Source organism: Cellvibrio sp. KY-YJ-3, assembly GCF_008806955.1.
Lineage (GTDB): Bacteria > Pseudomonadota > Gammaproteobacteria > Pseudomonadales > Cellvibrionaceae > Cellvibrio.
The window spans coordinates 489,432-508,467 of the sequence record NZ_CP031727.1 but is presented as its reverse complement, the minus strand read 5'-3'; the positions used below and the strand labels follow the sequence as shown (position 1 = coordinate 508,467).

13 protein-coding genes are annotated in these 19,036 nt (G+C 47.9%); 7 read left to right on the top strand and 6 right to left on the bottom strand.

Annotation, left to right across the window (positions count from 1 at the left end; genetic code table 11):
• Positions 1 to 9: 9 nt before the first annotated feature.
• From D0B88_RS02270 to D0B88_RS02255, 4 genes are all read left to right on the top strand, one after another.
• Positions 10 to 4,395 carry an RHS repeat-associated core domain-containing protein gene (locus D0B88_RS02270; protein ID WP_191966496.1) on the top strand — a complete coding sequence of 1,462 codons (4,386 nt, stop codon included), beginning with the start codon at positions 10 to 12 and terminating at the stop codon, positions 4,393 to 4,395.
• Positions 4,385 to 4,978 (top strand): hypothetical protein, encoded by a 594-nt coding sequence (locus D0B88_RS02265; RefSeq protein WP_151054715.1) that lies wholly within the window; start codon positions 4,385 to 4,387, stop codon positions 4,976 to 4,978. The genes D0B88_RS02270 and D0B88_RS02265 overlap by 11 nt, the downstream gene beginning before the upstream one ends.
• Before the next feature lie 355 nt (positions 4,979 to 5,333).
• Positions 5,334 to 6,791, top strand: coding sequence for an alkaline phosphatase D family protein (locus D0B88_RS02260; RefSeq protein WP_151054713.1), 1,458 nt, complete (start codon positions 5,334 to 5,336; stop codon positions 6,789 to 6,791).
• A 27-nt stretch (positions 6,792 to 6,818) separates the two neighbouring features.
• A complete protein-coding gene (locus D0B88_RS02255; RefSeq protein WP_007639717.1) occupies positions 6,819 to 7,586 on the top strand; it encodes a hypothetical protein in 768 nt (255 codons plus the stop codon).
• Positions 7,587 to 7,729: 143 nt separating this feature from the next.
• Here the strand turns inward: D0B88_RS02255 and D0B88_RS02250 are convergent, their stop codons facing one another.
• The 4 genes from D0B88_RS02250 to D0B88_RS02235 form a co-directional block, all read right to left on the bottom strand.
• Positions 7,730 to 9,172 carry a response regulator gene (locus D0B88_RS02250; protein WP_225318497.1) on the bottom strand — a complete coding sequence of 481 codons (1,443 nt, stop codon included), beginning with the start codon at positions 9,170 to 9,172 and terminating at the stop codon, positions 7,730 to 7,732.
• Positions 9,173 to 9,368: 196 nt separating this feature from the next.
• Positions 9,369 to 11,087, bottom strand: coding sequence for a bifunctional protein-serine/threonine kinase/phosphatase (locus D0B88_RS02245; protein WP_151054709.1), 1,719 nt, complete (start codon positions 11,085 to 11,087; stop codon positions 9,369 to 9,371).
• A gap of 201 nt (positions 11,088 to 11,288) precedes the next feature.
• Positions 11,289 to 12,767: an MFS transporter gene (locus tag D0B88_RS02240; protein ID WP_151054707.1), complete on the bottom strand. Its 1,479-nt coding sequence runs from the start codon at positions 12,765 to 12,767 to the stop codon at positions 11,289 to 11,291.
• A gap of 25 nt (positions 12,768 to 12,792) precedes the next feature.
• On the bottom strand, positions 12,793 to 13,083 hold the full coding sequence (locus D0B88_RS02235) for a hypothetical protein (RefSeq protein ID WP_007639725.1): 291 nt from the start codon (positions 13,081 to 13,083) through the stop codon (positions 12,793 to 12,795).
• A gap of 302 nt (positions 13,084 to 13,385) precedes the next feature.
• Between D0B88_RS02235 and D0B88_RS02230 the strand changes: the two genes are divergently transcribed.
• The 3 genes from D0B88_RS02230 (at position 13,386) to D0B88_RS02220 (ending at position 17,759) form a co-directional block, all read left to right on the top strand.
• Positions 13,386 to 14,852, top strand: a complete 1,467-nt coding sequence (locus D0B88_RS02230) for an MFS transporter (RefSeq protein ID WP_151054705.1) — start codon at positions 13,386 to 13,388, stop codon at positions 14,850 to 14,852.
• Positions 14,852 to 16,579 carry a bifunctional protein-serine/threonine kinase/phosphatase gene (locus D0B88_RS02225; protein WP_151054703.1) on the top strand — a complete coding sequence of 576 codons (1,728 nt, stop codon included), beginning with the start codon at positions 14,852 to 14,854 and terminating at the stop codon, positions 16,577 to 16,579. Before D0B88_RS02230 ends, D0B88_RS02225 begins: the two co-directional genes overlap by 1 nt.
• A gap of 229 nt (positions 16,580 to 16,808) precedes the next feature.
• Positions 16,809 to 17,759: an SMP-30/gluconolactonase/LRE family protein gene (locus D0B88_RS02220; RefSeq protein ID WP_191966495.1), complete on the top strand. Its 951-nt coding sequence runs from the start codon at positions 16,809 to 16,811 to the stop codon at positions 17,757 to 17,759.
• Here D0B88_RS02220 and D0B88_RS02215 read toward each other — a convergent pair.
• Together D0B88_RS02215 and D0B88_RS02210 are read right to left on the bottom strand one after the other, a co-directional pair.
• Entirely contained in the window at positions 17,752 to 18,237 is a 486-nt protein-coding gene (locus D0B88_RS02215; RefSeq protein ID WP_151054701.1) for a hypothetical protein, read from the bottom strand. The genes D0B88_RS02220 and D0B88_RS02215 overlap by 8 nt on opposite strands.
• Positions 18,238 to 18,278: 41 nt before the next feature.
• Positions 18,279 to 19,031, bottom strand: coding sequence for an anti-sigma factor (locus D0B88_RS02210; protein ID WP_151054699.1), 753 nt, complete (start codon positions 19,029 to 19,031; stop codon positions 18,279 to 18,281).
• Between the last annotated feature and the right edge of the window lie 5 nt (positions 19,032 to 19,036).

Genomic DNA, 19,036 nt, shown 5'->3' with positions numbered 1-19,036 from the left:
GGATTTAAAATGTTAAATAATTATTTCTGTATGTCGCGTATACCCCAGTGTTTTTTCTGCATTCCGTTTTTTTTACTTTCCATATTTAGCAGTTCTACCTACGCTGGTTTTGAATGCTCAGTAACATATACATTTACTACTACACAGGCAGTGGATCAACATGGGAATCCAATTGGGGAGCCCAGTACAACAGCAGCTCCTCATACTATATGCAAATTTACACCAGACCCCGTGACTATCTTGGGCGATCTTTTATCGCCGAAACAACATTCAATTCCCGATATTTTGGGCATGACTTCGCGTGGTCAAATTAATTCACAAATACCTTCTTCTGATAAAACCACTGATTGTCCAGTAGTTATCGCGAATGGAGCAAAAACATTTGATGAGGTCGACTACATAGGTACTGGTGAAATGCCTTTAACTCTGCGTCGCACATATAGTAATACGGGGGGAGGTGAAACGTCTCTAACAGGCGTAGCTCAGCGTTGGAACTCAGAGCTGCTTATGGGGCTTAGGATAAATTATCTTGATGATACCACCTGTGAACATAGAAACGGACAATCACCTACAGGTTGGTGCAACGGCATTTTTCCAGGGTCATCCGATACGCCAAAATCAGTTGCAAACGTTACGTTACGAGAAAATGGTGCGTCAACAACTTTTAGTAATAATCCATGGGGATCCTTAAGAGCATCTGCGCAGAGTTATAGTCGGAGTTTAATTCGTCCCATCTATATAGGTACAACTAAATATCCACTTGCATGGGAATATGTTGATGACAATGCGAATATCTACAGGTTCTCTCAATATGGACAATTGATTAGCAAGACAAACCTTAATGGGATTGCGTGGTCATTCACTTATGAAAATAATCTATTAAAAAAGGTTAAACATAGTTCGGGTCGTGAGCTTACATTTTCATGGGCGCATAAAAATGGTGGAACGGGTAGCTACAATGATTACCTTACGTCAGTCACATTGCCAAGCGGAAAAATAATTTCTTACGCTTATACCCCAAATGGTGATGATTTAACGGTTACCTATCCAGGCAATACGGGTATTAAATTCTATGCAAAGTCCACAAGTGTTAAAGGCATACAATCATATTCAATTGATTCGTTGCCGTGGGGCGATTATAAATATTCTGCCACCGATTCAAAAGTTGAATATAGCGGAATCACTGGTGGTATAAATCGAGATAATTTTTCTTATTCCGCTACTGGTACAACTGTAACCAACGCAAAGGGAGGTGTGAAAATCTACACCTATGATGCCAATAAAAGACTTACTGGTATCAGCCGAAGTGGATCTGACACTTGCCCATTGGCGGCATCAAGCATAACGTATAAAAATACTTACGATAATAAAGTGGAGTTCAAATATGACTGGAAGGGTAATAGGAAGACCTATACATATACATCCTTAGGAGATGTGCACTACGAGTATGAGAAAGGCATCACTCGGGAACATGTTTGGGATAGCTATGGGCGATTGATCGGGCTGAATGTTTGGGATGGCGCAAAGAATAATGCTCTTTGCGCAAATGGGGCTTTGTGTCCGCAACCAAGATCACTCCCCGCTCAAGTGCTTACATATGAGTACGATGCCACTGCGAATTATAAAAATCGTATTCGGTATGTGCGAGCAAAAGCGCTTAAATACAACAGTACAGGCTACACGTCTGAACGTACATATACATATTCTTATGAGTATCATCCAAATGGCATTGTGAAAAAAACAACGGTCGATGGTCCTCTTGCCGGGTCAAATGACTTATCAATTGTTGAATTCAATAGTGCTGGTGATCTGACGAGCATGACCAGTGCTAATGGTGATTTATCATCTTTTTCGCCAAGAGCGGATAACTCTGGATTAATAGGAAACGTAACTGATGCAAATCAGATAACAACCAGTTTTGATTACGATGATAAAGGCCGCTTGAAAACTCGATCAGTTAATGATGGAAGCGCAAAAGTTACTGCATATACTTATTTTGGCGATGACCAAATTAAAAAGGTGACATACCCAAGTGGAAATTATATTCAATACACTTTGGACTCCGCGCGTCGTATTGGCACTATCATTCGTCCTGATGAGGTATATAGTTTTTGGGTAACTCGCCTTGAATATGATTTATTAAATAATTTGCAGAAAAGCTCCCTTTATTCGCAACAGGCGGCAGCATGTACACCCTCTCCATGTCCTCAAACATTATCAGTTGTTTCACAAGATCACGTTTATGATTCGCAGGGATTTCTGAAACAGAAAAAAGGTCAGAATGGACAAGTTGTTAACGTTCTTTACGATGAAAATGGTAACGTAACGTCGGAAACGGATGCGCAGGGTTATGTAACTAGCAGGACTTACAATAGTTTCGACAGGCTTGAAACTATTACCAATGGCAGTCTAGAAACTACTACATTTACGTATGACTCTTTGGGTTATATTTCTGAAGTAAAAGATTTTAATAATAAATCTACATATTATCGAAGAAATGGGTTCGGAGAAGTGGAGGAGATGATTAGCCCTGAAACCGGAACAACTTCTTATCTCTATACTGACAATGGACAATTAGATTATTTAACTAAATCTAATAACGTGTCTGTAGATTTTGGGCGTGATAGTTCAAATAGAGTCACATCTGTGAGCACTATAGGCGCTTATAGAAACGAAAATATTTCTTATTATTTTGATGCTGCTGCACCAAGTTCACCTTTGCCTTGTGAAAATGGTCGTGGGCATCTCTGTGGTTTTAGTGACGGATCTGGGGTAACTAATTTTTCTTATACTGGATTAGGGAATGTTGCAAAACAACAGCAGACGATTGGAGGCGTCAATCTTGTTGTTAGTAATACTTATGATAATCATGGAAGGTTAGATGAGACTACATACCCCAATGGCGTTAAGTTAAAAAGAATCTATGACGTCAAAGATACCATTAAAGAATTGAAGGTTTTTGTCAGTGGAGTCTGGCAGAGTTTAGTAATTCGTAAAGACTATTTTAATTATCAGGAGCTTGCTTTTGGAAACGGAATTGTTTCAAAAAGCTATTTTGATACTGATGGAAAACAAAAAACCATCAGCTCGACAGTACAAAACCTGTCGTACTCGTACAAGCCTATGACTTCGTATATAAGCGGAATAACCAATTCGATTAACCCTTCAGCTAGCGCGAACTATACATATGATGGCGGCGGCCGTATATCTACGTTGCCTGCTAATGGATCCAGCGGAACAGACACTTATATTTACGATGGTAATGGGAATCGAACCAATCAAACACGGGTTAACACGCCGCCAGTTATATTAAAGTATGATGCTAAAAACAGATTGAACAGTCGATATCAGGGAAGCGGTGGTAGTAGTTTTGTATACGACGAAACTGGCTCCTTAATATCTCGCGGTAGTGGGGCATTTGATGGTCAGGGGAGTCCCATATCACACACCACCACTTTTAACGCGCAATATGATGGTTTGGGGCGGATGGCATATTCTCAAACGGTAGGTGTAGCGCCGGTGCAATATTTCTATAATGCAAAAAATCAAAGGGTGCAGAAGCTAAGGCTTGCTAGCGCCAATGGTGGCGAACCTACAAACATCAAGTATGTATATTCATTAGAAGGATTATTGGAGTATGAACACTCTTATCTTGCATCTAGTGGAACAATAGAATCAATTTATATCTATTTGGATTCTCAGATTGTAGGGATGGTTCGTGGAGGAAGTGTTTTTGCAATACATAACGATCACTTAGGGCGGCCAGAAGTCATTACAAATTCATCTAAAGCTGTAGTATGGAGGGCGACCAACCTAGCTTTTGATCGGCATGTGACGGTCAACTCTTTTGGTAATACTGGCTTCAATATAGGTTTTCCGGGGCAGTACTATGATCGTGAAAGCGGGTTCTGGTACAACTGGCACCGCTATTATGATGCGAGTATTGGGCGATATATCCAAAGTGATCCGATTGGGTTGACGGGTGGGATTAATACTTATGCTTATGTTGGGAGTAATCCGATTAGTTTTGTGGATCCGATGGGGCTTTCAGCAGAGGACATAGCATATTGCTTTAATCGAGCTAGAAATTTTAATCCTGACTTAAAGTTTCCAAAAAAATATAAAATATTGGATCTTGGATATGATGAAAAAGGAAGAAAGATTATGGGGCAATATACTCATCTGGGGATATTTGGATTGGGGGAGCTTAAATTGGATAAGTTGTATGAGGAAAGTAATTTATCACCGGCTCAAATTGAGGACTTATATGAAACAATAGTTCACGAAGTTTTACATAAAAATCGTGGCCCAGTAAAAAGTGATGCAGATCATCGAGATGTATATGATGAGGCTCAAAGAAGAACTGAAATGCAAGGAAATTCAAATGCTTTTTAAATATGGAGTAATTCTAAGTATTATTAACCTCCTGCTTTCTTGTGGAAATACTCAATTAACTCCAATGGAGTCAGCTTTTTTTGTTAACGATACATCAATTGTTGAGGGGTGCGAGAAAAGTGAAACCAAACAGCTAGAGATTGCATGCCACAGACTAGTGCCATTAACTGGCCGATTGGTTATTGCCAATAGGATTTACGAAAGAGGGAGGGAGCCATCTTTTACTAAAGTAACGATTTCTCTTCCTGATAAGATAGAAAATGGAGATATATTTAATTTTTCTTCGCCTGATACTCGTCTTTTTTATAGCGCTGCGTCTAGTTTTTTGCCAGGAAAATCAGGGTGTTTCGGATTTGCTAAATCTGGGACATTAATCATTAGGCAGATAACAGCAGAAACAATAATTGTTGATCTGAGTGTTGTAGTGGAAACAGCAAGTCCGCTAGGGTGGAAAGGCATATGTGGAAACATAAGTCTAAAGAAGCAATTTACAGTTCATCATAGAAATTATGAAGAGCTTTCACCATGGGATGGCGTTAAGAAGGAAGATACAGAGGTCATGCAGGAACGGGTTGCCTGGTAATATTGAGAGTTGCACCCAATTCGGATTTATGGTTGCCCTAGAGGGGAATATTGCAGACCCATTTGTTATCAAATTTTTTCCATGGCATGTGTTTACCGCGAGTCGATTAATGGCGTAATTAAACTGTAAATATAGACTCTCGGAAGCTAATACAAATAGAGTTCCTGTATTTTCTCAAATATCTTTCTTGTGGTCGTACAGCAAGCTCTTATGAGCACTTATCGTCAATATGTAAATATTGATCTATGTTATGCGTTAGTTCTACAAAGCCGGCACTTGCCGGCTTTGTTGCATTTTGCCTGGCTCAAATTCGGGTATATAGTGCTGCCTTGCCATATCTGCAGGGAGAAATCAGGTGCAGCTGTTTGCGTACAATCAAGTGGGGCGCCCGGATGAATTATTAATCTGGGTCGGCATGTTGGCGGTTTACCCTCCGCCGTCAGTGATTTTTGAAATTGCCGGTCAGCCGGTGGCCGCACAATTATTGCCGCCGGGTTTTGAAGCGCTGGGTGATGAAGTCTGCGATGCGCGCGGCAAAGCGATTAACTATCGCGGGATTTTTAAATTGGCGTGGCCGGATACCGCTGAGCGTTTCACGGTCACGGTTAGCGCTAATGGCTGTGTGACCACACTCAGTAGCCGCCGACCACCACAACAATTGCCGCTAAAAAATGCGGCCAGTTTTAACCTGCTGCTCTCCTCCTGTTATTACCAACCCAATGATAAAAGTCGCGCATTGGCGGATGTGATAAAACACATTAAGCCCGCGCCGGATTTCACGGTGCTTGCGGGTGATCAGGTGTATCTGGATCTGCCCTCGCAACAAGATTTACCCTGTAACAAAACGGCGTTGGCAAAAACGCTGGGGAAAAAATATCAACTCAATTGGTTTTCCAACAGCGCGCAACAGCCGGGGTTGGCCAATATTTTGCGCCAAGGCCCAGTGCTTTGTGTGCCGGACGATCACGAATTCTGGAATAACTTTCCGCTCTTCCAAGCCCAGTTGGACAATACCCACTGCGAACAGGATCGTGCCAATTGGGCTGAGTTAGCCAATCGTTTATATGAGCGCTACCAGCGTTCCCCGGCGCAAGCAGCGGGTTTTTTCCGGCAGGATATTGCGCCGCTAAGCATGCTGTTTTTGGATGGGCGCACCCAGCGCGATGGCGACGGCGTGCAGATGTTTAATGCCGCAACTCATGCGGCGATTGGGCAATGGAAAAACGATTTGCTCCAGCGCAAACAACAAGGGCACGCCGCTGTGGGTTTGCTCAGTTCGGGGCAGGCCCTATTGATTGAAACCCCCGGCCCCTGGGCGTGCAAAATTGCCGATATGGAAATGCCCAACTACACGGATTTTGCGCTGATTACCAATGCGCTCGCCGAATTATTTGCCGCCGAAATTCCGGTGATTTATATCACCGGTGATGTGCATTGGGGGCGCATAGTCGAGGGTAAAAATGTGCGCGGCAATACCCTCTTTTATGAAGTGATCGCCTCGCCGTCGCGTTTGATCGATACCAACTGTGTGGATGAATACAAACTCGTTAGAAATAATTGGCGCAGCTTGTTTGGTAAGGGCGAGGACTTCCCCTGCCATCCGATTGCGGCCGAAGTGAATGAACTGAAGTTCTCTAATTTGCGGCTCAGTGTTAAACATCGTCAGCGCGGTGATCATGTGGCACTGCTGCGCTTTCATGCGACGCCCGCCGGTATTGAATTCAGCGTAGATTATGTGTGTACCGATGCGGATGAAAAATTGCGTCGCGCTTACAGCAAGAGCTGCGGCCCGTTTAAATTAAATAGTTTTTAACAATGTGATTTTTTTGAGGAAAGGAACATGATCAAACAAACCCTCGCAACCCAAAGCCAAGTGCACACCGACGTATACCCGCTAGCGCGCACCAATCGCGAAAGCAATTTGCAATGGCTGCCACGCGCCTATGAGAGTTTTGCGCTGGCGGATGCAAGCCAATGGAGTTTTGTGGTGTTGGCCGGAGGTAAGGATGTAGCCTCCTTTCGCTTGCGTGTCGCGCAATCCCATTTGCGCGGTGACATGCTGCCTTCCTACTGGTCGGACTGCGCGCTGTTAAAAGTCGAGCAGGGTGATTTTACCCAAGCGCGCTTTTTTAATTTGCCGCTATTCCAACCCGCTAACGCCAGCTATGCACCCGCCCGTAATGGATTAATCGAGTTGCCCTTAAAGTATTTGCCCAGCCAAAAAGATTTTCCCAATCTGGCGCTGCTCGCCATTCCTGTGCCGCAGGAAAAAATTCTTGCATCGCTAGCGGATTATCAAAAAGCACGGGTGAGTTACGACGCAGTAGAAAATATTCTGCCCTGGCTGGCATTTGTATGGGGCGCTGGCAATGCCGCCAATCCACTTATGCAGCAAATTGGTTTCCCCTCGGCGATGATGCTCAACCAACTCTATAACGCCAACGGCTTCGATCTCGCCCCCGGCGTAAACGCCAACCTCTCCGCCCCCGAAACGTTTTGGAGTGGCGTTAAACACTGGCAAGCTTACTACAGCAATACGCAAGAAAACGGCTTGCTGCCAAAAGCGCGCTTTGTGATTAGTCATTTTTACGATATTGATGAGAGCTAATTGCGCCTTGCTGTAAAATTTTCTCACTAAAATCTGCGCAACAAAAAAGCGGAGCTGAAATTCAGACTCCGCTTTTTTGTTGTATAAATTTTATGGTGCAGTTTTTATGACTTTGATTGTTATCGAGTGTAAGACGCTTTTATTTATTCCCGCTCCGCCACTAACACCAATTCAATGCGATTATTTTTTTGCGCGATGGCATTCCATTCGCCGGCAAAAAAAGTGGGCAGGCGTTCAGGGTAGGGCTCGGTGCCTTCCAGCGCGTGAATATCCAGAGTGAGGGTGCTGTTAATGCTACCGGTTAAATTGCGCAAAATCATTTCGGTTTCGCGTACATAGTCGGCCATCAAACGATCCATGCCGTAGAGTTCACTGGAGAGCAGGCAATTGCTCAGGCTGGCTTCATCGGCAGCGAGTTGATCCATACCGTTTTTGTCCTTGCCGATACAAAAATCCCCCACATAAATAGTAATCACCGCCATGCCTTTAAAGCCGCGGCTGGCGAGGCGATGCAATAATTCATGCAGGCGCAAGACAGTGCTGGTGTCGATGGTGTATTGGCGAAAGGCGAGTGCACCTTGCTGATTAAATGTCCAGGCCAGATCGTCCAAATAATTAATCGAATCGTTTGCTGTTGTTCCGTTTGCCGCCAGTGTGGGAGTGTGATTAACAGCCGCCGTTTGTGCTGTGATGTTTGCTGGTTGAGCTTGTGTTTGTTGACCGGATGTTTGTTGAAAGGGTGCTTGCTGCATAAGTTCTTGCAGCTGCTCGGTTAATAAATCCTGCTGCTGAGTGTTTTGTTCAAGTTGCGTTTTGATTTGTAGCAGGAAATACACGCTGGCAATTATCCCCGCGACTAAAAGCAAACCTATGCCCCAGCGACTATTACTGGCCGGTGCCGTTGGTTCTGTTGTGTCGGGTGCGGCGGGCGGAATTTGTTGCTGGGTAATATTGCTAAATTCCTGACGCAAGGTTTGCCGCAGCCCCTGCAATTCGCGCGACACGCGCGAGGTAATAAAGCGGCGGTTATCTTCCAGGCTGTGTTCCATATGGCTGAGGCGCAGTTCAATATTGCGCGCCTGTTCCATCGCCGCTTGATTGGGCGCGCGGCGCTCCAGTTCCGAACCGCTGACCACGCTCACTTTATTGGCCGCTGCAATTAATTCCGGGCTTTCCACGTCGGTGTTGCTGTGAGTTTGGCTTTTGGGCAGGGGATAAATATGAATGGTCTCCATCACCCGCGATAAATCCGTGGCGTTAATACGATCTTTGCTGACCACATCCAAGGCGCCCAGTGCACGCGCTTGGCCGGTGTACACATCGCCACTTTTTGAGGTGTACATAATCACCGGGATCATCGCGGTTTCGGGGTGGGATTTAATAATTTGCAGCGCGCGAAAACCATCCATGCCCGGCATCAGGTGATCCATAAAAATCACGTCGGGTGAGTGGTGCGCCAGGTAGCGCAGTGCGGCTTCACCCGAGTCGACAATATCGATATCGAGCGGGTAGGCACGGAGCATTTTTTTTAAGCGGTATTGGGCGGTGGTGGAGTCATCCACAATCAGTGCACGTTTACTGGCCATGACAAACATCCCTCTGCGGTGTCGCTAGTATTCTTGGTGGCTATCGTTATTGGTTTTTGGGTGTTATGACGGGTGATCGAGACAGGGCGAGAGCCTAACAGAAAAAGGCCGCTGTGCGCGGCCAATTCAATCACAGCCTGAGTGCCCATGAGGTGAGAAGCTAGGGTGTGATGGGATGTAAACGTGGCGCGAGATGTTAGCGCGGGAAGATAAATGCCAGCAGCGCCGTCAACCAGCCGCAAATGGCCAATACTTTCCACACCCGCTCCGGGTGAGTTTCCAGTAGCGGCTGCGAGCGCGGTACCAGCCAATCGGGGTTGGGGCGTTTTAAATCCTGCAGCCATTCCGACAGCGCTTGATAGCGGTGATTGGGGTTGATACTGAGGGCTTTTTCCAGCGCGCGATCCAGCCAGTAGGGCACCAGCGGATTAAATTTCATCGCCGAAATATATTTCAGTTTCTGGAAATTTTTTAAGTCCATGGCTTTGCTGTAGGTGCTGCCGTAGGGCTGTTTGCCGGTGAGCATTTCGTAGAGCAACACCGCGAGCGAGAACTGATCCGAGGCTTCGCTGGTGCTGCCGCCGTAGCGATATTCCGGCGCGGAATAATCCAGGGTGCCCAGCACCTGGTCGCGTTCAATGGGGGCACCTGCTTCTTGTACGCCAGCGACCCAGCAGGAACCGAAATCCACAATCACCGGGCCTTTGCCGCTAATCACTATGTTGTCCGGTTTTAGATCCTGATGCAGTGTCTCTTTGCGATGAAAGGCGCGAATGCCGCGAATTAAACTTTCGGTCAGTTCTACCGCGTCGAGGATCGATAAAACGCCGCGCTCTTTTAATAATTGGGTAAGGGTAGGGCCGGGAATATATTCGGTGAGGTAATACAAACAGGAGCGGGATTCAGATGAGGGAATTACCCGTACCACCCCAGAACTTTGAATACGTGCGCCGATCCAGGATTCCATCACAAAACGTTCGATATAAGCTTTATCGTCCTGATAGAGTTCGGACGGCGTTTTCATCACCAGTAAATTCTTTTTTTCATCCTCCACCAAATACACCTGGCTTCTTGTTGATTCGTGCAGGATTTTTTTAATCGTCAAACCATCAATACTTTGACCGGGTGAAAACACCGGCGGAAAGGGCAGGCGCGACAATACTTGCACCGCGTCGTTTTGCCCGGCGGTGCCGAGGTTGTCGATGCGCAGCGCTTGAATACTCAGGTTGTCTTCACTCTGGTGTTGCAGCGCAAGTGGTAGTGCCTGATTTACCAGACTGTCCAAATTGTGTTGCTCGGCCAAAATCAGCGCTTTTAATTCGGCGGGCGGAATATGTTCGTGAATACCGTCACTGGATAAAATAAAAATATCGCCGCGCTGCAATTCCAGGCTGTGCATATCCACTTCTAAATAAGGGTCGGCGCCCATGGCGCGGCTTAAATGGGTGGTGTGTTTGTCGATGCGCTGGGTGTGGTCGCGGGTGAGTAATTCCAGATTGTTCTCGCGCAGGCGATAAACGCGGGTATCACCCACATGAAAAATAAAACCGCTATCACCTTTTAAAATCAGCGCGGAAAAAGTGGTGAGATAACCTTCACCGTAAATCGAATTTTGGCTGCGGCCCCACAGGCTGGAATTTAAACTTTGAATCACGCGCATGGCGGATTGCTGGGTACGCCAGGTGTCGGGTGTGGCGTAGTAGTCGCTGAGAAACCCGGCAATCGCTGTTTGACTCGCTTCGCGCGCGGCCATGCTGCTGCTCACACCATCGGCAATCGCAATCGCAATGCCTTTGGTGGTGAGTAAATTGCCCTCGGGAATGCGTGCGCCGACCGTATCCTGATTTTCCGGTTTACGTCCCGCCTCACTTTTTTGCGCGAAGGAAATTTGCAGCACTGATTGCAGGTGATCCATAAATTTTCAGTTCTATAAAAAGAAAAAATTCTCGCAAGAGAATTTTAGCGTAGGAAAATAGGTGCTACGAATCCGTTTGCCATTGGGGTGTTTGTTTCGAAAACGCATGAATACATCCCTGTAGCTCCGTCAAGTCGTCCCTGACTTGACGGTTTCGAAACAAACACCCCAACGCCAAACTCGCATCTGATCGCGATTGAATTAACTCACTTCAATTTTGTGCAGTGAACCATCTTCATTCACTTCAACTACATGGCCTTTTGGCTCTTTCAGGAATTGCACAAATACCAGACCTATAGCAGCAGTACCGGCAAGCATCCAGAAGAATGTTTGAATATCGATAAAGGTATTCATGGTCAAAAAGAACAACGCGCCCACGTTGCCATAAGCACCGGCAAGGCCAGCGATTTGGCCGGTCATGCGGCGTTTGATTAAGGGTACAACTGCAAACACGGCACCACAACCGGCTTGCACAAACAGCGAGCAGATAAATACCGCAGAGAATGCCAGATATAACGGCCAGCTAGCGTTAATTTGCGCAAGCAGCATATAACCACAGGCAACGCCGGCCAGAATTATACTCATGCTGAAACGGCGACCGAATTTGTCACTCACCCAACCGCCGCCAGGGCGTGCCACTAAATTCATAAACGCAAAGGAGCCACCGAGCATTGCCGCTTGGGTCACACTCAAACCGGTAAAGGTAGTCATGAAAAACGCGGGCAATACGGATACCACTGCGATCTCTGAACCAAAGGTTGCAAGGTAAGCCCAGCTTAAAATAGCCACTTGTTTAAATTCGTACTTGTCGTGCTCGGCCACGCTGCCTTTTTGCAGCATGTCTTTATTCACGCGATAAATTTGTGAAAACTGAAATACAAACAGGGCAAACAACACCACATACAAAATGTAAGTCGTCGCTGTGCTTAACAAGCCCAAATTGGTGGGGGACATTTTCCACGCGAGTACCGCGAGAATTAAATACATAGGCACGTTCATAATCACGTAGAAGATAAAATCTTTGCGATTACTCACTTCCAAACCGCCGGATTTTTTCGGTTTGAAATAGGTAGAGCCTTTGGGGGTATTGCGCACGCTGGCATAAAAAGCCACACCATAAATCATCGCGATAACAGCAGCAGTGCCCATTGCATAACGCCAACCGTCTTCACCGCCAAATACATGGATCGCCAAAAAGGGCAGGGTAAAACCCGCCGCTGCCGCACCAAAGTTACCCCAGCCACCGTAAATCCCTTCCGCCAAACCAACCTGGCGCGCCGGGAACCATTCACTCACCAAGCGAATACCAATCACAAAACCGGCGCCGACAAATCCGAGTAAAAAGCGGAAGAGTGCCAGCTGTTCAAAGGATTGTGCGCAAGCAAAAGCAATTAATAAGGCGCCGGAAAAAATCAGCAAGCCGGAGTAAATCGCACGCGGGCCAAATTTATCCACCAAGCTACCCACCACAATTCGCGCAGGAATGGTGAGTGCTACGTTGAGCGTGAGTAGCGCAGCCCACTGTTGCGGTGTCATCGCAAAGGAGGCGGTGATCAGCGGTTTAAGTGGTGGCAAGCTAAACCACATCACAAAGGTGAGGAAAAAGGCGAACCAGGTGAAGTGCAGGGTCGCAACAGATTTATTGGAAAAATCCAACAGGGGGAAACGGTAAGTGCTCATGGCGTTTTTTCCGGCAGACAATTATTCAAGGTCGGCAGAGGGCCGTGCACCTTAATGAAGCCGGTGATCGCTCTGCATCCTGAAGTGATGAAACTTCTATGAGGGTTTTGCAACGGCTATGCCAAATCATAAATAGTGCACATAAAAAGCGGTTTTTATTGATATGGGTGTATTTGAGGGCACGCTTGAGAATAAATAGTGCGCCAAATAAACGCTCTAAATTGTGTAATTGATTCTGAATGGTGCATTTGCGGGTTTGTAATCTGTTTTGCACCTTTTTTAACAAGGTGCTACCCATCAAGGCACTTGCGGTCATAGGTTGTGCCTGTTGATGAAGCAGAGCGATCGGGGAGTGGTGGGGCATTTTTCGCAAAACCAGGTGTTTCCGCCGGATTTTATTGCTCTATAGCGCTAAAACTGTGCGAACTGGATTTGTGGTTTTGCACCGAAAGCGGATAAAGAGTGGGTGCACAGTGATCAATAATTGTGCCTTTTCGTGCTTTTTAGTTGGATGTTTTAGTCTGGTGCATAAACTATTTGCAAAAAAATAACACAACACTGTGTTGTGGCTTGGTTATTGCTGTTTGCGCCTCATAAGTAAACCTTGAGGCTTGGGGCATGAGTGAAAATAGTGCAAAAATGAATCTGTTGTCGTTTGCGGGGAAAACCAAAATCCTGCATCTGACCTGGTTGGCTTTTTTTATTACTTTTTTGGTGTGGTTTAACCACGCACCGCTGTTGCTGGCCATTCAAGCCAGTTTTGGGTTGAGCGACCAGCAGGTAAAAACCCTGTTGATTCTCAATGTGGCGCTGACCATTCCGGCGCGGATTGTGATTGGCATGTTGGTGGATTCTTTTGGACCACGCGCTATTTATTCCCTGTTATTAATCATCACCGGTTTTCTCTGTTTATTTTTTTCGCTGGCCACCAGTTTTGAAATGCTCGCGCTGGCGCGTTTTTTACTCGGGTTTGTCGGCGCCGGTTTTGTGATTGGTATTCGCATGATCAGCGAGTGGTTCCCCGCGCGGCAGATGGGCTTGGCGGAAGGAATTTATAAGGGGCTGGGCAATATAGGTTCGGCGGTGGCAGCGCTTAGTTTGCCCACCATTGCATTGCTGGTGGGAGGCGATGACGGCTGGCGCTATGCCACTGGCATCACCGGATTGATCGCCTTTCTCTATGCGTTTATTTATTATTTTTCCGTGCGCGATACGCCTGCGGGTTCTACTTATTTCAAGCCGAATAAATCCGGTGGTTTGGAAGTCACCAGCAAAAAAGATTTTGTGCTCTATTTGCTGGTGAATATTCCTATGTATGGCGCCATGGCGTTATTGGCCTGGAAAGTAAATAGCCTGGGCTTGATTGCGGCGACCACGCTCTATGCAATCTATGCGCTACTGTTGGCGATTTTTTTACTGCAATGCCGCAAGATCTACAGTTTAAATCTGCACATTTTTTCCGCCCCGGTCGACAAGCTCCAGCAGTACAAGTTTAAGCAGGTGGCCATTTTGAGCCTCGCCTACGCCGTGACCTTTGGTTCGGAGCTGGCGGTGGTGTCTATGCTGCCGCTATTTTTCCAACATACCTTTGCGGTGCCGGTAGCACTGGCCGGAGTATTTGGTGCTTGTTTTGCAGCGGTGGATATTGGCTCTTGCCCCTCGGGCGGTTGGATCAGCGATAAATTCGGGCGCAAAAAATCCCTGGTGATTTTGTTGATCGGCGCCGCACTGGGATTTTTTGTTATGTCGATGATTAACAGCGACTGGCCGATTGCGTTAGCGGTCGCCGCGATGATGTGCTGCTCCTTCTTTTTAGGTTCGGCGGCTGGTTGTGTGTTTGCCGTGGTGCCCCTTATTCGCCGCAGCCTTACCGGCCAGATTGCTGGCATAGTGGGTGCCTACGGCAATATTGGTGCTGTGGTGTTCCTCACCATTTTTTCCTTTGTCAGTACCCCGGTATTTTTCCTCACTATCGCGGCCGCTATTGCAATCACTGCACTCGCCGCGATGTTTCTGGAAGAACCGCAGAGCACCATGTTTGAAGTGCTGCCCGATGGCCGGGTGCAATTGGTGGAAATGCATTAATGGACCAATGGCATCTTGGCAGCAAATTGGCATTTACCCTTGGGCAAGCATCAACCGCAGGCATTAAGGCCCAAAATGAAGATGCCATAGGAATGCGTATTCCCGAGGGCATGCTGCTGGATACCAAGGGCGCGGTGGCGATTATTGCCGATGGGGTGAGTGCCGCCGAAGCTGGTAAAGAGGCGAGTGAAACCTGTGTGCGCAATTTTCTCGCTGATTATTTCTCCACGCCCGATACCTGGACCGTGAAAAAATCTACCACTCAAGTGTTGGTGGCGCTCAATCGCTGGCTCTTTTCCCGTGGCCAACATTTTCGCGACGCGCAAAAAGGTTTTGTCAGCACGCTCAGCTGCATTATTTTTAAATCCCACAGCGCGCATATTTTTCATGTGGGCGACTCGCGCATCTATCGTTTTCGCGCCGGTGTGTTGGAGCAATTGACACGCGACCATCGCACCGTCATTAACGCCGAGCAGTCTTATTTGGTGCGCGCCATGGGGTTGGATGTATCGCTCGATGTGGATTGTAAAACCATCGATCTGGAAGAGAAGGATATTTTTTTATTGAGCACCGATGGCCTGCACGATTTTGTCAGTGATGAACAGCTCAGTCATTTTTTACAGGCGGGCGGTGATGATTACGAACTTCTCAGTCAACAATTGTTGGCGTTGGCGGCGGCTAATCAGAGCGACGACAACATCAGCTGCCAGTTGCTGCGTATCGATTCCCTGCCCGCACAAAATATTAACGACGCCTGTCAAAAACTCGGTGCCCTGCCATTCCCGCCGCATTTAACCTCCGGCATGGAAATCGACGGCTATCGCGTTGAAAAAGAATTGCATGCAAGCAGCCGCAGCCAGGTGTATCTGGTGCGCGACCTGGAATCCAACCAGCTGCTGTGTATGAAAACCCCGTCGATTAATTTTTGCGACGACCCCGCCTATATAGAACGATTTATTTTGGAGGCCTGGATTGGCAGCCGCATTCACAATGCCCATGTGGTGAAAGTGATTGCGCCTAACAAACCCAAAAGCTGTCTCTATTATTTGATGGAATATATTGATGGTGAGACCTTAAATCACTGGATTAAAAAAAATCCGCTGCCATCCGTGCAAACGGTTATCTATATGGTGGAGCAAATTTGCAAAGGGCTGCGCGCTTTTCATCGCCGTGAAACCCTGCACCAGGATTTGCGCCCGGCCAATATCATGGTGGATCGCCACGGCGAAATTAAAATTATTGATTTTGGTTCCTGTTTGGTAAAAGGCATTGCGGAAATCAGCTCACCTATTGCGCGTGAAAATATTTTGGGCACCGCCGAATATTCTGCGCCGGAAACCATTTTAGCGGGCAAGAGCGATGAAAAGTCCGATGTGTTTTCGCTGGCGGTAATTGTGTTTGAAATGCTCACCGGCAGCGCGCCCTTTGATGGCAAACTCGCCAGCTGCCGTACCGAGCGCGCCTATTTAAATACTCGCTACACCTCCACCTATGAACTCAACCCGCTGGTACCTTTTTGGGTGGACGGTGCGATTCGCAAAGGCCTGCGCTACGATTTGGAGCGGCGCCACGCCGATGTCTCGGAATTTTTGCACGAGCTGCAACACCCCAACCCCAAATATAAACAGCACTACCGCGCGCTGCTGTTGGAAAAAAATCCGCTGCGTTTTTGGCAGGGTTTATCGGCCATTTTGTTTGTTGCGCTCTGTGTCTCCCTTTATTTTTAACTCGCTGGTGAGTTTTAATCCCCGTTGGCGCATTTGCGCTGGCGGTGATTATTCGCTATAAATCCCCGCTGGTAATTAACACCATAAAAAGTAAAAAACCGAAAAGCGCAATGATATGCGCAGTTTTATACCCTACCTACCGCTCTGGCCTTTAGTACACGCACCCTAATTGCAGCTGTTTTTAATTGCACTTATTCCCAATGGCATTTGTCCCTAGAGTGAGGTCGAGATGTATCGTTTATCTTTCAGCATTTTTCCGCTTCGAATTGCCCCGGTCAGCGTTTTATTCGTGAGCCTGTTGGCGCCCTGGGCCTGCGCCCAAACTGAAGATTATGTCGGCGATGGTATATTCACCCAAGGCATTGAAGGCCCAGCGGTGGACGCCAAGGGCAATCTCTATGCGGTAAGTTTTGCGCGCGACGCCGATGCAATCCAAGGCGGCACCATAGGCATTGTTTATAAACCCCAAGCCGATAAACCCCAGAGCGCGCAATTATTCCTCACCCTACCCTCCGGCAGCACTGGCAACGGTATTCGTTTTGATCGCGATGGTTTTATGTATGTGGCGGATTACACCGGGCACAATGTTTTAAAAATCGATCCGCGTTCCAAAGCGATTTCGGTGCATGCCCACAGCGATAAGATGAATCAACCTAACGATATTGCTATCGCTAAATCCGGGGTGATTTACGCCAGTGACCCCAAGTGGGCGGACAATACTGGAAACCTGTGGATGATCGCCCGCGACGGTGTGGTCACATTGCTCGAAGACAATATGGGCACCACCAACGGCGTGGAAGTGAGTGCGGATGAACAGCATCTGTACGTCAATGAAAGTGTGCAGCGCAGTGTGTGGAAGTACGACATCGATAAATCCACCGGCGCCGTAAAAAACAAACGTCTGTTGATTGAATTTCCCGATCACGGTTTGGATGGCATGCGCAGCGATGTGCGCGGCAATTTGTATATCGCCCGTTACGGTGCCGGTGAAGTCACAGTAGTCTCACCGCATGGCACAGTGCTACAGCGTATAAAACTCAAAGGCCAAAAGCCCACGAATGTCGCTTTTGGCGGTGCCGATGGCAAAACCGTGTATGTGACTCTGCAGGAGCGCGGCGCGATAGAAACCTTCCGCAGCGCACATGCCGGGCGCGAGTGGCAGTTACTGCAGGCTAAATAATGGTTCGGGTGGTTTCGGCGTCGTAGCTGTTTTTCTCCGGGCGCACGCCGCGCCCCATTTGGATTTCCAGCAGTACCAGGGTGTAAGCCTCCTCATCGAACGGGTCTTCATCCGGCCGCGCATAGCGGGTACTGCGGCAGCCGAGCAGACCACAGTGGCGTTGGGTGATGGCCTCGCGGCGGGCGGGAAACGCGGGTTCGTCCTCCAACCGGCGCTGGGTCTTTTTAATTACCACAAACCAGTCGTAACCCTGTTGCAATGTCAGTTCAGCGGCGCGCCGCAGTGCATAGCGCTCGGCAGTAGCGCGCTGTTGGCCGCGCAACTTGAACTGCACGCGGTAGTGGGTTTCGCTCAGCGCCAGTTCCTTATAGCCAGTGCCATCGCCCTTGGCCGGGTGATAGTGGCGGTGCTGTTGATGTTGTTGACTGGCGCAGCCAGTGAGAAATACCAGTAAACACAACGCAATCAGTGATTTCATTCTTGCCAATCTCCTGTGCTTGGCGAGCGGAGCGCCGGTGGTTATGGATCGCGGCGCCAGTGGTTATTGATCGCTGCCGCTTCGGCCGCTGCATCAAAGGCATCGCCCTGCATCATGTTATCCAGTGCGTTTTCAATCAGCGCATTGTCACTGCCACTGGCGGTTTGGTAATCATCCGCCGATGGCCTGGCCTGGCTGTGCACGCTCAGGGTTAATTGCCATTGGTTATCCCGGCGGCAGGCGATGTTTTCCGCGCTGCTATTGCCGGTGTTTACTTGGAACTGGCGGCAGTAGTTGCCCTCGCTGTTGATAAAACTCAAACGCGGTTTAACCCGGCTGCCATCGGCCAGCGCCTGTTGTTCGCCACTGCGGGTGCTATCCAGCGCCTCGGCGATGGCATTCCAGTTATCGCTGTTACCGGCATTGCCCGGCAATAATTGCGCGGCACCAAAACCAATCACCAGCGCTACCGATGCAGCCATGGCCGCATGCTGTTGCAAACCCTGCTGGATTCTCCGCCACAGCGGGAAGGCAATGATGTTATTGGCTGGTTGCTCGTCGCTTAAAAGGCGGGTGATAGCCTCCGGCATGGGTTGTTCATCAATGCGGCGATAGTGGCTGGCCACCTGTGTATCCACCATGGCGAGTTCTGCCAGGCGGTTGGCGAGGTTTTCGTCGCGGCTGATCTGCTCGCGCACAGCCTCCATTTCCGCGGCAGGCAGCTCGGCATCCAAAAAGGCGGAGAGCTGTTCATCGGATACTTCGTGGGGTGGTGATTGGTTCGAAAGACTCATGGCGG